The 14,452-nt window shown below is 70.1% G+C and carries 15 protein-coding genes; 11 read left to right on the top strand and 4 right to left on the bottom strand.

Translation table 11 applies throughout. The annotated features are described in order from the left end of the window. The first annotated feature begins 7 nt into the window (after window positions 1–7). The 4 genes from ACLF3M_RS28890 to infC all read left to right on the top strand — a co-directional run bounded on the left by ACLF3M_RS28890 (window position 8) and on the right by infC (window position 4,701). Window positions 8–1,129 carry a glycosyltransferase family 4 protein gene (locus tag ACLF3M_RS28890; RefSeq protein ID WP_430660470.1) on the top strand — a complete coding sequence of 374 codons (1,122 nt, stop codon included), beginning with the start codon at window positions 8–10 and terminating at the stop codon, window positions 1,127–1,129. Then, window positions 1,126–2,031 (top strand): glycosyltransferase family 9 protein, encoded by a 906-nt coding sequence (locus tag ACLF3M_RS28885; RefSeq protein ID WP_430660469.1) that lies wholly within the window; start codon window positions 1,126–1,128, stop codon window positions 2,029–2,031. Before ACLF3M_RS28890 ends, ACLF3M_RS28885 begins: the two co-directional genes overlap by 4 nt. Window positions 2,032–2,096: 65 nt before the next feature. Further along, entirely contained in the window at window positions 2,097–4,037 is a 1,941-nt protein-coding gene (gene thrS, locus ACLF3M_RS28880; protein ID WP_430660468.1) for a threonine--tRNA ligase, read from the top strand. A gap of 151 nt (window positions 4,038–4,188) precedes the next feature. Then, complete coding sequence (infC, locus tag ACLF3M_RS28875; RefSeq protein WP_430660467.1) at window positions 4,189–4,701, top strand: translation initiation factor IF-3; 513 nt, start codon at window positions 4,189–4,191, stop codon at window positions 4,699–4,701. Between the two features lie 50 nt (window positions 4,702–4,751). Here the strand turns inward: infC and ACLF3M_RS28870 are convergent, their stop codons facing one another. The 4 genes from ACLF3M_RS28870 to ACLF3M_RS28855 are packed head-to-tail and all read right to left on the bottom strand — an operon-like array spanning window position 4,752 to window position 8,451. After that, window positions 4,752–5,543, bottom strand: coding sequence for an ABC transporter permease (locus ACLF3M_RS28870; RefSeq protein ID WP_430660466.1), 792 nt, complete (start codon window positions 5,541–5,543; stop codon window positions 4,752–4,754). Beyond that, window positions 5,543–6,364 carry an ABC transporter permease gene (locus ACLF3M_RS28865; RefSeq protein ID WP_430660465.1) on the bottom strand — a complete coding sequence of 274 codons (822 nt, stop codon included), beginning with the start codon at window positions 6,362–6,364 and terminating at the stop codon, window positions 5,543–5,545. The genes ACLF3M_RS28870 and ACLF3M_RS28865 overlap by 1 nt, the downstream gene beginning before the upstream one ends. Then, window positions 6,361–7,425, bottom strand: a complete 1,065-nt coding sequence (locus ACLF3M_RS28860) for an ABC transporter ATP-binding protein (RefSeq protein ID WP_430660464.1) — start codon at window positions 7,423–7,425, stop codon at window positions 6,361–6,363. Before ACLF3M_RS28860 ends, ACLF3M_RS28865 begins: the two co-directional genes overlap by 4 nt. Then, on the bottom strand, window positions 7,426–8,451 hold the full coding sequence (locus tag ACLF3M_RS28855) for an ABC transporter substrate-binding protein (RefSeq protein ID WP_430660463.1): 1,026 nt from the start codon (window positions 8,449–8,451) through the stop codon (window positions 7,426–7,428). A gap of 315 nt (window positions 8,452–8,766) precedes the next feature. On the opposite strand from ACLF3M_RS28855, the gene ffh reads away from it, so the two are divergent. The 7 genes from ffh (at window position 8,767) to leuD (ending at window position 14,443) form a co-directional block, all read left to right on the top strand. Next, window positions 8,767–10,152 carry a signal recognition particle protein gene (gene ffh, locus ACLF3M_RS28850; RefSeq protein ID WP_430660462.1) on the top strand — a complete coding sequence of 462 codons (1,386 nt, stop codon included), beginning with the start codon at window positions 8,767–8,769 and terminating at the stop codon, window positions 10,150–10,152. Between the two features lie 18 nt (window positions 10,153–10,170). After that, window positions 10,171–10,512, top strand: coding sequence for a 30S ribosomal protein S16 (gene rpsP / locus ACLF3M_RS28845; RefSeq protein ID WP_430660461.1), 342 nt, complete (start codon window positions 10,171–10,173; stop codon window positions 10,510–10,512). A 23-nt stretch (window positions 10,513–10,535) separates the two neighbouring features. Continuing rightward, entirely contained in the window at window positions 10,536–11,054 is a 519-nt protein-coding gene (gene rimM, locus ACLF3M_RS28840) for a ribosome maturation factor RimM (protein ID WP_430660460.1), read from the top strand. 107 nt (window positions 11,055–11,161) lie between these two features. After that, entirely contained in the window at window positions 11,162–11,866 is a 705-nt protein-coding gene (trmD, locus tag ACLF3M_RS28835; protein WP_430660500.1) for a tRNA (guanosine(37)-N1)-methyltransferase TrmD, read from the top strand. A gap of 25 nt (window positions 11,867–11,891) precedes the next feature. Further along, the gene (gene rplS, locus ACLF3M_RS28830) at window positions 11,892–12,272 is read left to right on the top strand and encodes a 50S ribosomal protein L19 (protein WP_430660459.1); all 381 of its coding nucleotides are present in this window, start codon (window positions 11,892–11,894) and stop codon (window positions 12,270–12,272) included. A 128-nt stretch (window positions 12,273–12,400) separates the two neighbouring features. Continuing rightward, window positions 12,401–13,828 carry a 3-isopropylmalate dehydratase large subunit gene (gene leuC, locus ACLF3M_RS28825; RefSeq protein WP_430660458.1) on the top strand — a complete coding sequence of 476 codons (1,428 nt, stop codon included), beginning with the start codon at window positions 12,401–12,403 and terminating at the stop codon, window positions 13,826–13,828. Window positions 13,829–13,831: 3 nt separating this feature from the next. Further along, on the top strand, window positions 13,832–14,443 hold the full coding sequence (gene leuD, locus ACLF3M_RS28820; protein WP_430660457.1) for a 3-isopropylmalate dehydratase small subunit: 612 nt from the start codon (window positions 13,832–13,834) through the stop codon (window positions 14,441–14,443). Window positions 14,444–14,452: the final 9 nt, after the last annotated feature.

Here is a 14,452-nt window from a genome sequence, read left to right as displayed (position 1 = left end):
CGCGCCGATGTCCCGCCCGCCCGCCATCCTGCAGGTGCTGCCGGCCCTCGTCTCGGGCGGGGTGGAGCGCGGCACGATCGAGATCGCGGAAGCCACCGCGGCCGCTGGGATGCGCGCCTATGTCGCCTCGGCCGGCGGGCCCCTGGTGCCGCAGCTCGAAGCCGTCGGCGCCACGCATGTCGCGCTGCCGCTCGACACCAAGTCGCCGCTCGCGATCTGGCGCAACGCCGGTGCGCTCGCCGATCTGGCGCGGCGGGAGGAGATCGCGATCCTTCACGCCCGCTCCCGCGGCCCCGCCTGGTCGGCCTTCATCGCGGCCCGCCGCACCGGGGCGCGCTTCGTCACGACCTGGCACGGCGCCTACAACGAGAACGTGCCGGGCAAGCGGCTCTATAATTCCGTCATGGTGCGCGGCGACCGCGTCATCGCGATCAGCCGCTTCATCGCCGACCACATCCTCGCCCGCCATCCCGACGCGGCCGGGCGCATCCGCGTCATCCTGCGCGGCGTCGATCCCCGCCGCTTCGACCCTGCCGCCGTGCCCGCTTCCCGCATCCTTGCGCAGCGCGAGGCCTGGGGCGCCGCGCCCGGCCAGCGCCTGGTCCTGCTGCCCGGCCGCATGACGCGCTGGAAGGGCCAGATGACGCTGGTGGAGGCGCTGCCGCGCCTGCCAGGCGTGCGGGCGGTGCTGGTCGGTGCCGGGAGCGCTTCCTTCGCCGGCGACCTCCGCGACCGCGCCGCGGCGCTCGGCGTCGCGGACCGCCTGGTCCTCGCCGGCCATGTGGACGCGATGGATGTCGCGTTGCTGGCCGCCGACGTCGTGGTCCATGCCAGCACCGACGCCGAGGCCTTCGGCCGCACCGTGACCGAGGCGCAGAGCATGGGCCGCCCCGTCATCGCGTCGGACCTCGGCGGCCCGCGGGAGACGGTGGAGGAAGGCGTCACGGGCTGGCGTGTCCCGCCCGGCGATCCCGCCGTGCTCGCCGATGCGCTGGCGCGCGTGCTGGCCATGCCGGAGGCCGAGCGCGAGGCGATCGGCGCCGCGGCCCGCGCTGTTGTCCTGCGCGACCTCACGACCGAGGCGATGCAGCGCAAGACGCTCGACGTCTATCGCGAGCTTCTGCAGTGAGGCGCATCCTGGTCATCCGCCTCGGCGCGCTCGGCGACTTCGTGCAGTCCTTCGGGCCCTTCGCCGCGATCCGTGCGCATCACCCCGGCGCCCGCATCACCCTGCTGACGACGAAGCCCTTCGCCGATCTGGCGCGGCGTTCGCCCTGGTTCGACGAGGTGTGGGAGGACGGGCGGCCTTCCTGGTCCGACCCCCGCGGCCTGGTCTCGTTGGCGCGGCGGCTGCGCGGGGCGCGGTTCGACCGGGTCTACGACCTCCAGACCTCCGCGCGATCCTCGCGCTACCGCTGGCTGGTTGGGCACGGGGCGGAGTGGTCCGGCATCGCCCCCGGCGCCTCCCACCCCCATGCCAATCCGCGGCGCGACGCCTTGCACACGGTGGACCGGCAGCGCGACCAGCTGGAGATGGCGGGTATCCACGACTTCCCGGCGCCGGCGCTGGACTGGCTCGATGCCGATCTCTCCCGTTTCGGCCTGCCCGACCGCTTCGGCCTGCTGATCCCCGGGGCGTCGCCGCTGCGGCCGCTGAAGCGCTGGCCGGCCGAGCGCTTCGCGGAACTGGCGGCCGGGCTCGACCTGCCCGTCGCCATCATCGGCGGCCTTGCCGAGCGCGACATTGCTGCGACCATCCTGACCGCCTCGCCGAAGGCAATCGACCTGACCGGCAGGACCAGCTTCGCCGAGATCGCCGCCATTGCCCGCAAGGCGCTCTGGGCGGTGGGAAACGACACCGGGCCGACCCATATCGTGGCGGCGGCGGGCTGCCCGACGCTCGCCCTGTTCGGCGGGGACAGCGACCCCGCCCTCTGCGCCCCGCGCGGCGCCGCGGCGCAGGTGATCCGCCACGTCCCGCTCGCCGCCCTGCCCGTGGCGCAGGTCCGCGCCGCCATCCCCGCGCCTTGACGCGGCGGGGCGGGGCTGGCCATGTCCCGTCCCCCATCCACCCCCGGGAGCCCGGAAACCCTTCCATGCCCGCCATCACCTTGCCCGACGGCTCGTTGCGCGTCTTCGACGGGCCCGTGACCGGCACGACGGTGGCGGCCTCGATCGGGCCGGGCCTGGCGAAGGCCGCGCTCGCCATGGAAGTGGACGGCAAGCTCATGGACCTCGGCCGCGAGATCGAGGCCGATGCGTCGCTGCGCTTCATCACCCGCAAGGACGACGCGGCGCTCGGGCTCATCCGCCACGACGCGGCCCATGTCCTGGCGGAAGCCGTGCAGGCGCTGTTCCCCGGCACCCAGGTCACCATCGGCCCGGCGATCGAGAACGGCTTCTACTACGACTTCGCCCGCAACGAGCCCTTTACCCCCGAGGACTTCCCCGCCATCGAGGCGAAGATGCGCGAGATCGTCGCGCGCAACGCCGCGTTCGAGCGCATCGTGACCACCCGGCACGAGGCGATCGCCCTCTTCGAGGCGAAGGGCGAGAAGTACAAGGTCGAGCTGATCCAGGACCTGCCGCGCGGCGAGACCATCACCCTGTACAGGCAGGGCGACTGGATCGACCTCTGCCGCGGCCCGCACATGCGCGGCACCGGCGATGTCGGCGACGCCTTCAAGCTGATGAAGGTGGCCGGCGCCTACTGGCGCGGCGACCACCGCAACGCCATGCTGTCCCGCATCTACGGGACCGCCTGGCGGGACCGCAAGGAGCTCGACGCCTATCTCCTCCAGCTGGAGGAGGCGGAGAAGCGCGACCACCGCAAGATCGGCAAGGAGATGAACCTCTTCCACCTGCAGGAGGAAGCGGTCGGCTCCGTCTTCTGGCACCCCAAGGGCTGGAAGCTGTATCGCGTGGTCGAGGACTTCATGCGCCGCCGGCTGGACGCGGCCGATTATCTCGAGGTGAAGACCCCGCAGCTGGTGGACCGCAAGCTCTGGATCGAGAGCGGCCACTGGGAGAACTACCGCCCGCACATGTTCATCGCGACCGTCGAGGACGAGTCGGAGAAGGACCGCGTGCTGGCGGTGAAGCCGATGAACTGCCCCTGCCACGTCCAGATCTTCAACCAGGGCGTCCGCAGCTACCGCGAGCTGCCGATGCGGCTCGCGGAATTCGGCGCCTGCCACCGCTATGAGCCCTCGGGCGCGCTGCACGGCATCATGCGGGTGCGCGCCTTCACCCAGGACGACGCGCACATCTTCTGCACCGAGGAGCAGATCGCGCCGGAGACCGTGCGCTTCGTCGAGCTGCTGTCCGGGATCTACCGCGACCTCGGCTTCGCCGATTTCCGCGTGAAGTTCTCCGACCGCCCTGCCAGGCGGGCGGGCAGCGACGCCGTATGGGACCAGGCGGAAGGCGCGCTGAAGGAGGCGTGCCGCATCGCCGGCGTGGAATACGTGCTGAACCCCGGCGAGGGCGCCTTCTACGGGCCGAAGCTGGAATTCGTCCTGCGCGACGCGATCGGGCGGGACTGGCAGTGCGGCACGCTGCAGGTGGATTTCGTGCTGCCGGAACGGCTCGGCTCGGAATACGTGGCAGAGGACGGCAGCCGAAAGCGCCCGGTGATGCTGCACCGCGCGATCCTCGGGTCCTTCGAGCGCTTCCTCGGCATCCTGATCGAGCAGCATGCAGGCCGCTTCCCGCTCTGGCTGGCGCCGGTCCAGGTGGTGGTGGCAACCATCGTGTCGGATGCCGACGAGTATGCGCGTCGTGCCGTCGCCGCCCTGCAGGCCGGCGGGATCCGGGCGGAACTCGACCTGCGGAACGAGAAGATCAACCGCAAGGTCGTGGACCATATCGACCAGCGGGTGCCGGTGCTCGCCGTCGTCGGCCGGAAGGAGGCGGAGGAGGGGACCCTTGTCCTGCGTCGCCTACCCGGCCGCGAGCAGGAAACGGTGACGCTCGCCGAGGCCGTGGCCCGCCTGGCCGCCGAGGCCACCCCGCCCGACTTGCGGGCGGCCTCATAGACCGCCTGCTCGGCCTCCCGCGAGGGGGCCTCCGTGACCTTCGGGTTGCAACGCGACGGCCGGATCGCCATAACTTCCGGCCGAATCCACGCAACTTGCCCAGAAACAACGACAGGAGTGCGCCATACCCCGAGGACCAATGCCCGCCCAGATGCCGACACGTGACGGCCCGCGGGTGAATGAGGAGATCCGGGTTCCCCAGGTCCGCCTTATCGACCAGGACGGCGAGATGCAGGGCGTGATGAGCGCCCGGGAGGCGTTGTTGCGCGCCTATGAGGTCGGCCTCGACCTTCTCGAGATCAGCCCGAATGCCGTGCCGCCGGTGGTCAAGATCCTGGACTACGGCAAGTACAAATACGAGCAGCAGAAGAAGGCCAACGAGGCCCGCAAGCGCCAGAAGGTCGTGGAGATCAAGGAGATCAAGGTCCGTCCGAACATCGACGACCACGACTACGACGTGAAGATGCGCCAGATGAAGGAATTCATCGGCGAGGGCGACAAGGTGAAGGTCACGCTCCGCTTCCGCGGCCGCGAGATGGCGCACCAGGACCTCGGCCTGAAGGTGCTGGACCGCATCCGGACGGAGCTGGCGGAGACCACCAAGGTGGAATCCATGCCCCGCCTGGAGAACCGCCAGATGATCATGGTGCTCGCGCCGAAGTAGGCGCCGATAGGGGGCCCCCACGGAGGCGCGAAGCGACTTCGTGGGGAGTTCTATACGCCCGCCATCCGGTCCAGCCCCACCAGCCGATCCCCGATCACCAGCACCACCGCCGTCAGCGCGATGATCAGCGTGGACACCGCCGCGACCGTCGGGTCCGGCGATTCCCCGAGATACTGCAGCAACTGGATCGGCAGCGTCCGGTGGTAGACGTCGGTCAGGAAGATCGAGATCGGGTAGTTGTCGAGCGAGGCGAGGAAGCCGAACAGCCCGCCCGTGATGAAGGACGGCGACAGCACCGGCACCATCACCTTCAGCACCGCCGCGGGATAGCTCAGCCCGAGCGTCCGCGCCGCGTCGATCAGCGCGAAGTCGAACAGCGACAGACCCGCCGTCAGCGTGCGCACCACGAAGGGCAGCACGATGACGACATGCGCGATCAGCAGCGCCGCCGTCGGGTCCCGCAGCCCCACGGCGCGGAAGGACTGCAGCATCGCGATGCCGATCACCAGGCCCGGCAGCATCAGCGGCGAGACCAGGAAGGTCGCGATCGCCTCGCGCCCCGGGAAGGTCCCGCGCACCACCGCGATTGCCGCCATGGTGCCGAGAACGAGCGACACCGCCGTCGCGATCGCCGCGACCTGGAAGCTCAGGATCACCGACTCCCAGAGGCCGTCCAGGCGCGGGATCCGCTCGTACCACCGCCAGGAGATCGCGCCCTCCGGCAGTTCGAAGACCCGCGACGGCGACAGCGACACGCCGGCGGTCACCACCAGCGGCGCCAGGAGGAACACCACCGCCGCGCCCAGCGCGATCCAGGCGACGGCAAGACCGAGCCGTCGCATTACGCCCGCCTCAGCCGCTTCGCCAGCACCGCGCTGCCCACCACCACAACGAGCGACATCGCGAGCAGCACGACGCCCGCCACCGATCCACGCTGCGGCGCCTGGAGATAGAGGAAGGACGTCGCGATGGTCGTGGACAGCGTCTGGTAGCGGTCGCCCATCAGCAGCGTCGGGATGACATAGGCCGCGATCGCCATGGAGAAGACGAGCGTCACCCCCGCCGCGACGCCTGGCATGGTCAGCGGCACGGTGACGCGGGTGAAGACATGGAACGGCCCACCACCGAGCGTCGCCGCGGCATCCGTCAGCCGCCCGTCGATCTGCCGCACGACGCTGAAGATCGGCAGCACCATGAAGGGCAGGAAGATGTTGGTGATGCCGATGAGAAGCCCGGCCTCGGTGAAGATCAGGCGGATCGGCTCCTCGACGATGCCGCTCCAGACGAGCAGGTCGTTCACCACGCCGTTGCGGCGCAGCAGCACGGTCCAGCCGAAGGCCTTCACGATGACGCTGAGCGAGAGCGGCAGCAGCATCGCGGCCACCAGCAGTGACTGCGCGATCCCACGCGTGCGCGCCATCGCGAAGGCCGCGGGGTAGCCGAGGAGGAGGCAGATCAGCGTGGTCAGCGTCGCGAGCTTCAGCGTCCGCCCGATCACCGCCCAGGAATAGGCCTCGCCGAGGAAATCGGCGTAGCCCGCCAGCGTCCAGCCCTCCGCGCCGCGCAGGCTGCCGAAGAGCAGCACGCCGAGCGGCAGCGCGAAGACCAGCAGGAAGAAGGCCAGCGCCGGCGCGGCGAGCCAGGCGATGTGCAAGCGCATCACGCCGCCGGCGCCGGATAGACCAGCGTGTCCTCGACCCGCCAGGAGATGGCCAGCGTGTCGCCCGCGACCTCGGCCTCGGCCGGCAGTTCGATGATGGCTCGGTCGCCGGCGCCGACCGCACCATGCACCAGGCGCCGGCTGCCGAGGAAGGTCTGCGCCGCGACCGGCAGGGCAATGCCGGTCCAGCCTTCGTCGGCAGGCGCCTGCGCAGCGATCCGTTCCGGCCGCACCGCGACCATCACGCGCGACCGGGTCGCGAAGTGCCCTGGCGCGCGCAGCGTGCCGGCGGTCGTCTGGACGGTCAGCATGCCGTCCTGTGCCTCGATCACCTCGCCGGTCAACGCGGTGGACTGTCCCACGAAATCCAGCACGAAGGGCGTGGCGGGGCGCGCGTAGATCTCGGCGGGCGTTCCGAGATGCTCGATACGGCCGGTGTTCATCACCGCGATCCGGTCTGACAGCGCCAGCGCCTCCTCCTGGTCGTGGGTGACAAAGATCGCGGTCATGCCGAGCTCCCGAAGCAGCCGCCGCAGCTCGACCTGCATGGTCTCGCGCAGCTTGCGGTCGAGGGCCGAGAGCGGCTCGTCCAGCAGGATCAGCTCGGGGTTCACCGCCAGCGCGCGCGCCATCGCGACCCGCTGCTGCTGCCCGCCCGAGAGCTGCGCGATCGCTCGCGACGCCAGCGAGCCCAGCTGGACCATCTCCAGAAGCGTCGCCACGCGCGGCCCGATCTCGGCCTTCGGCGCGCGGCGCGCCTTCAGCCCGAAGGCAACGTTCTCCGCGACCGTCAAATGCGGGAAGAGCGCGTAGTTCTGGAAGACCACGCCCACGTTGCGCCGGTGCGGCGGCAGGCGGCCCATGTCCTGGCCGGCCAGGCGCACGGTGCCGCCATCGGGCTCCAGCAGCCCCGCCAGGATGCGCAGCAGCGTCGTCTTCCCGCAGCCCGAGGGTCCGAGCAGCGACACGAACTCCCCCTTGCCGACGGCGAGGGAGAGGTCGTCCAGGACGGTGGTGCTACGGAACCGCTTGCTGACACCGTTTACTACGAGGTGGGCACTCAACTAACCCATCACCTCGTTCCAGCGGCGGATCCAGGCGTCGCGGTTGCGGTTCACGTTGGCCCAGTCCGGCGCGAAGGGCACGCCGGGTGGCACCAACATGCCGGCCGGCACGCGCGCATCGGTGTTGGTCGGCAGGACGAAGGATTTCTCGGCCAGGATCTGCTGCACCTCGGCGCCGAGGAAGGCGTCGATGAAGGCGTTGGCGAGTTCCTCGTTTGGCCCGCCCTTCACCTTGCAGATCCCCGATGGCATTGCGAAGACGCCTTCCTTCGGCGCCGACAGCCCGACCGGCGCCCCGTCCGCCGCGCGCACCAGCGTGTAGGACGAGAACTGGCCGGACATGATCCGCGCCTCCCCTGACTCCAGCAGGTTCTGCGCCTGGGGCTGATTGGTGTAGATCGTCAGCAGGTTCGGCTTCAGCGTCGCCAGCTTCCGGAAGGCCGCGTCGGCGTCGTATTGCGCCTCGGCGAAGGGCTTGCCCGTTTCCAGGTGCGCCGCGATGATCATCGTCCAGAGCCCCTCGGTGTTCTGCAGCGAGGGCAGGATGACGCGGCCGCGGTTCGCCGGCGCCCACAGCGCCTCGTAGCTGTCCACGCCGTTGCGCAGCGCGCGCGTGTTGTAGGCGATGCCGACCCAGGGGATCTGGTAGTTCGCCCAGGCGCCGTCCATCTGGATCGCGGTCGGGCGGATCTTCGCCAGGTTCGGCATGGCGGACGTCGCCAGCGGCGCCAGAAGTCCCTCGCCCTGCGCGATCGCCATGATGGGGTCGTCCATCAGCACCACGGACATGCGCGGGCTGGCCCGGTCGGCGCGCATCTTCTCGAGGTTCACCAGCGACCGGGTCCCGTCGAAGACGACGCGGAGGTTGTTCTTCCGCTCGATCACGGGGAAGACGAATTCCCGCATGTAGCCCGCCATGCCGGCCGCGCCGCCCACCACGAGGTCGCGGGTCTGGGCGCGGACGAGGGAGGGAAAGCCGGCAAGGGCGCCGGCGGCGAGCAGGGCGCGGCGGGAAGCTCGGGTCATCGGGGAGGGCCTTCCTTCGGGAACTGCCCACGCGGTGTGCAAGCGCGATGCCATGCGGTACGGGCGTCCCGGCCCAGGCGAGGGGGCCGGCCCTGCCTCCGGCCTGGCCAAAGCTTGCTCACGGAAGCGTCACCCCGCGGCCCGGTAGCGCCCGGAACTTGACGCGCAAGGCCCCGAGGGCCTATCTCGCCGGCTCCCTGGTCCGCCCTGGACCTTTCGCCGGCCCCGATGGAGGGGCGGGCGCCGCCGCTCCGCGAAGGCTCGCGCAGCGGCGCGATACCGTTTGGGGCGGCCGCAACGGAAGGACTTCCCGCCTTGTTCGAGGCGCTGGGCAACAGGCTGACCGGGGTCTTCGACAAGCTGCGCCGCCGCGGCGCGCTGTCGGAAGCCGACGTCCAGGAAGCGCTGCGCGAGGTCCGCGTCGCGCTGCTGGAGGCCGACGTCGCGCTGCCCGTGGTCCGCGACCTCATCAACAAGGTGCGCGAACGCGCGGTCGGGGTGGAGGTCATCCGCTCGGTCTCGCCAGCGCAGCAGGTCGTCAAGATCGTCAACGATGCGCTGGTCGAGGCGCTGGGCGGCGGCGCGGCCGACGACGGCAGGCGCGGCATCGACCTGAACGCGCCCTCGCCGGTGCCGATCCTGATGGTCGGCCTGCAGGGCTCGGGCAAGACCACGACCTCCGGCAAGATCGCGCTGCGTCTGCGCATGCGCGACCGCAAGAAGGTCCTGCTGGCCTCGCTCGACGTGCACCGCCCCGCGGCGCAGCTGCAGCTGCAGACGCTGGCGCAGCAGGCCGAGGTCACGTCGCTCCCGATCGTCGCCGGCGAGAGCCCGCTGCAGATCGCGAACCGCGCGATGGATGTGGCTCGGCGCGAGCTCTACGACGTCGTCGTGCTCGACACCGCTGGTCGCCTGGCGATCGACGACGCGCTGATGGCGGAAGTGGCGGAGGTGAAGGCCTTCGCGAAGCCGCACGAGACGCTGCTGGTCGTGGACGCCATGACCGGCCAGGACGCCGTCAACACCGCGCGCGCCTTCCAGGACAAGGTCGGCGTGACGGGCGTGGTGATGACGCGGGTGGACGGCGACGCGCGCGGTGGCGCTGCGCTGTCGATGCGCGCGGTGACCGGCGCGCCGATCAAGCTGCTCGGCGCCGGCGAGAAGCTGGATGCGCTGGAGGACTTCCACCCCGACCGCATCGCCAACCGCATCCTCGGCATGGGCGACATCGTCAGCCTGGTCGAGAAGGCCGCGGAGAACATCGACCAGGCCGAGGCCGAGAAGCTCGCGAAGAAGATCCAGAAGGGGACCTTCGACCTCGAGGACTACGCGTCCCAGCTGAAGCAGATCAACAAGATGGGCTCGCTGAGCGGCATGCTCGGCATGCTGCCCGGCATCGGCAAGATCAAGTCGCAGATCGAGAACGCGAACCTCGATCAGACCATGCTGAAGCGCCAGGCCGCGATCATCGGATCGATGACGCCGCGGGAACGCCGTAACCCCGACATCCTGAAGGCGAGCCGCAAGAAGCGCATCGCCGCGGGCAGCGGCACCTCCGTTCAGGAGGTGAACAAGCTTCTCAAGAATTTCGACGACATGTCCGCGATGATGAAGCGGATGAACAAGCTCGGCCAGAAGGGAATGATGCGCGGGGGCCTCTCCTCGCTGATCCCCGGCCTTGGAAACCGCAGACCGTTCTGAACAGGAGAGCGTAGACTTATGGGCCTCAAGATCCGCCTCGCCCGCGCCGGCGCGAAGAAGCGTCCCTACTACCACATCGTGGTGGCCGACAGCCGCTCGCCCCGCGACGGCCGCTTCATCGAGAAGCTCGGCTCCTACAACCCCATGCTGCCCGCCGAGCATCCCGACCGCGTGCGGCTCTATGCCGAGCGCATCAACCACTGGAAGTCGCAGGGCGCGCTGCCGACGGAGCGCGTGGCGAAGTTCCTCGGCCATGCCGGCCTGGCGCCGATGCCGACCTTCCCCGAGCAGCCCAAGAAGTCCGCGCCCAAGAAGAAGGCGCAGGAGCGGGCTGCCGCGGCCGCGGCTGCGGCGGGCTGAAAACCTTCGCCTGAGGGCTGGTTGTGACGAAGCGTGTGCTACTTGGCGAGATCGGGAGGCCGCACGGGGTACGGGGCCTGGTGCGCCTGCACGCCTTCACGGCCGACCCGAAGGCGATCGGCGCCTATGGGCCGCTGACCGACGCCGACGGCACGAAGCGCTACGCCGTCACCGCGATGCCGGGCGGCCTCGGCCGCATCGAGGGCATCGCCGACCGTGATGCCGCAGCGCGGCTGACCGGCACGAAGCTCTACATCGAGCGCGACCGCTTGCCGCCGCCCGCCGACCCCGATGAGTTCCTGCTGTGCGACCTCGAGGGCCTTCACGCCGTTGCGGAAGACGGCAGTGAGCTCGGCACGGTGAAGGCAGTGGAGGAATACGGCGCCGGCCCCTTCCTGGTGATCCAGGGCGGGGCAGGGGAGAGGCTCGTGCCCTTCACCAAGGCCGCCGTGCCGGTGGTGGATGTCGCGGGCGGGCGCGTGGTCGTCGTGCCGCCGGCGGAAGTCGTGGTGGAACCTCGTGACGAGGAGGATGCGGCATGACGCCGTCGGATCGCCAGAGGGCGCAGGGGCCGCAGGCCCCGAGCACCGTCGGCGTGAATCCGCCGGCCAATCTGTGGCGCGCCTCGGTCCTCACGCTGTTCCCCGAGATGTTCCCCGGGCCGCTCGGCCTCTCGCTCGCCGGCAAGGCGCTGCGGGACGGGCGGTGGTCGATGGACGCGATCGACATCAGGGGCTTCGCGACCGACAGGCACCGCAGCGTGGACGACACGCCCTTTGGGGGCGGGGCGGGGATGGTCATGCGCCCGGACGTGGTGGATGCGGCAGTGGCGTCGGCTCTCGCCGCGAACCCTGGCGCGCCGCTGGTCTACCTCACGCCGCGCGGCAGGCTGCTCGAGCAGGCGATGGTGCGCGACCTCTCCGCGGGTCCCGGCGTCACGCTGGTCTGCGGCCGCTACGAGGGCCTCGACCAGCGCGTGATCGAGGCCCGCGGCATGATCGAGGTCTCCGTCGGCGACGTCGTGCTCTCCGGCGGCGAGGTCGGGGCGATCCTGCTGCTCGACGCCTGCGTACGCCTGCTGCCGGGCGTGATGGGTGCGTCCGACAGCGCCGCCGAGGAAAGCCACGGCCCCGAGGGCCTGCTGGAATACCCGCACTACACCCGGCCCGCCGAGTGGCAGGGCCGCAAGGTGCCGGATGTGCTGCTGTCCGGCCATCACGCCGAGGTCGCGAAGTGGCGGCGCGAGCAGGCCGAGCAGGCCACGCGCAGCCGCCGCCCCGACCTCTGGGCCAAGCATCTGAACAACCTCAGCCATGACGGCGGGCGGCTGGACGGCCATCCGGCTGCCGCCTAGATCCATCACGAAGGGAACCACTCCGATGAACCTGCTCCAGCAGTTCGAGGCCGCCCAGCAGGCCCGCCTCTCCTCCGCCCGGGCGACGCCCGAATTCGCGCCGGGCGACACCGTTCGCGTGATGGTGAAGGTGGTCGAGGGCGAGCGCACCCGCACCCAGGCCTATGAGGGCGTGGTGATCGCGCGGTCCAACCGCGGCGTGAACAGCAACTTCACGGTCCGCAAGCTCTCCTACGGCGAGGGCGTAGAGCGCGTCTTCCCGCTGTATTCGCCGAACGTGGCGGAGATCCAGGTGGTGCGCCGCGGCCGCGTCCGCCGCGCGAAGCTCTATTACCTGCGCGGCCGCACCGGCAAGTCGGCCCGCATCCAGGAAAAGGCCCGCGAGACCACGCAGGCCGAGGGCTGAGATCACACGCCGCGCGGCTCCGAGAGGGCCGCGCGGTTTCGTCTGCGGTCGTCGCAGGGCGCGGGCCCGGAACGGGCCAGGCACCGGAGGCGTGAATCGCAGGCGCAAGGTGAGTGATGGAAGAACGAATGTCAGGTACACGTCCGCGCACGCTGTTCGACAAGATCTGGGACGCCCATGTCGTCGAGACGCTCCCGGACGGCACCGTCGTTCTCTACATCGACAAGCACCTCACCCATGAGGTGACCAGCCCACAGGCCTTCGAGGGGCTGCGCCTCGCCGGTCGCAAGGTGCGCCGGCCCGACGCGACCATCGCGGTGGTGGACCACAACATCGCCACCGATGCGTCCCGCTACGGCAGGATCGAGGACCCCGAGAGCCGACAGCAGGTCGAGACGCTGGAGAGGAACGTCAAGGAATTCGGCGTCCCCTACATCCCGCTGACGGACAAGCGACAGGGCATCGTCCACATCATCGGGCCCGAGCTCGGGCTGAGCCTGCCCGGCATGACGCTGGTCTGCGGCGACAGCCACACCTCGACGCATGGCGCGATGGGCGCGCTGGCCTTCGGCATCGGCACGTCGGAAGTCGAGCACGTCATGGCAACGCAGACGCTGCTGCAGAAGCCGGCGAAGAACATGCGCGTGACCGTGGACGGCACGCTGCCGTTGGGCTGCTCGGCCAAGGACATCGTGCTGGCGATCATCGGGAAGATCGGCACCGCCGGCGGCACCGGCCACGTCATCGAATACGCGGGGGAGGCGATCCGCGCGCTCGACATGGCGGGCCGCATGACGGTCTGCAACATGTCGATCGAGGCCGGCGCGCGCGCCGGCATGGTCGCCCCCGACCAGACCACCTTCGACTACGTCAAGGGCCGCCCCTTCGCGCCGAAGGGCGAGGCCTATGACCGCGCCGTCGCCTGGTGGAAGACGCTGCCCTCCGATCCGGGCGCGGTCTTCGACAGGGAAGTGCGCCTTGACGCCGGCGAGATCATCCCGCAGCTGACCTGGGGCACCTCGCCCGAGGACGTGCTGCCCATCACCGGCGTGATCCCGGACCCCGCGGACTACGCGGACGAGGCCCGCCGCGCGCAGGTACAGCGCATGATCGACTACATGGGCCTCACGCCGGGACAGCGGCTGCAGGACCTGAAGGTCGACGTGGTCTTCATCGGCTCCTGCACCAACAGCCGGATCGAGGACATCCGCGCCGCCGCCGCCATCGCGAAGGGCCGCAAGGTCGCGGATGGCGTGCGCGCGCTGGTCGTGCCGGGCTCGGGCCTCGTGAAGGAGCAGGCGGAGCAGGAGGGCCTCGACCGCATCCTGAAGGAAGCGGGCTTCGAATGGCGCGAGGCCGGCTGCTCCATGTGCCTCGGCATGAACCCGGACAAGCTGAAGCCGGGCCAGCGCTGCGCCAGCACGTCCAACCGCAACTTCGAAGGCCGCCAGGGCCCGGGCGGGCGGACGCATCTGCTTTCGCCCGCCATGGCCGCATCCGCCGCCATCGCCGGCCACCTCGCCGATGTGCGCGACTTCCAGCCCAGGGGAGCCTGAGGGATGAAGGCCTTCACCACGCTGACTGGCATCGCGGCCCCGCTGCCGCAGGCCAATGTCGACACCGACAAGATCATCCCCGCGCGCTTCCTCAAGACCATCGCGCGCACCGGCCTCGGCAAGAACCTCTTCGCCAACGTCCGCTATCGCGAGGACGGCAGCGAGAATCCCGACTTCATCCTGAACACCGAGCCCTACCGCAAGGCGGAGATCCTCGTCGCGCACGAGAATTTCGGCTGCGGCTCCTCGCGCGAGCACGCGCCCTGGGCGCTGCTGGATTTCGGCATCCGCTGCGTCATCGCCCCGTCCTTCGGCGACATCTTCCACAACAACAGCTTCAAGAACGGCATCCTGCCTATCCGCCTTCCGCGCGAGATCTGCGACAGGCTGATCGAGGACGCGAAGATGGGCGCCAATGCCCGCCTGACCGTGGACCTCGCGCGCCAGGTCGTCGTCCGCCCGAATGGCGAGGAGATCCCCTTCGACGTCGATCCCTTCCGCAAGCACCTGCTGCTGAATGGCCTCGACGACATCGGCCAGACCATGCAGCACGCCCCCGCCATCGACAGCTACGAGTCGAAGCAGAAGGCGTCCCAGCCCTGGCTCTACGCGTAAGCAGGACGA

This window comes from Falsiroseomonas sp. HW251 (genome assembly GCF_050563545.1).
In the GTDB taxonomy this organism is placed as follows: Bacteria; Pseudomonadota; Alphaproteobacteria; order Acetobacterales; family Acetobacteraceae; genus Falsiroseomonas.
This window is presented reverse-complemented; position numbering and strand designations above follow the sequence as displayed.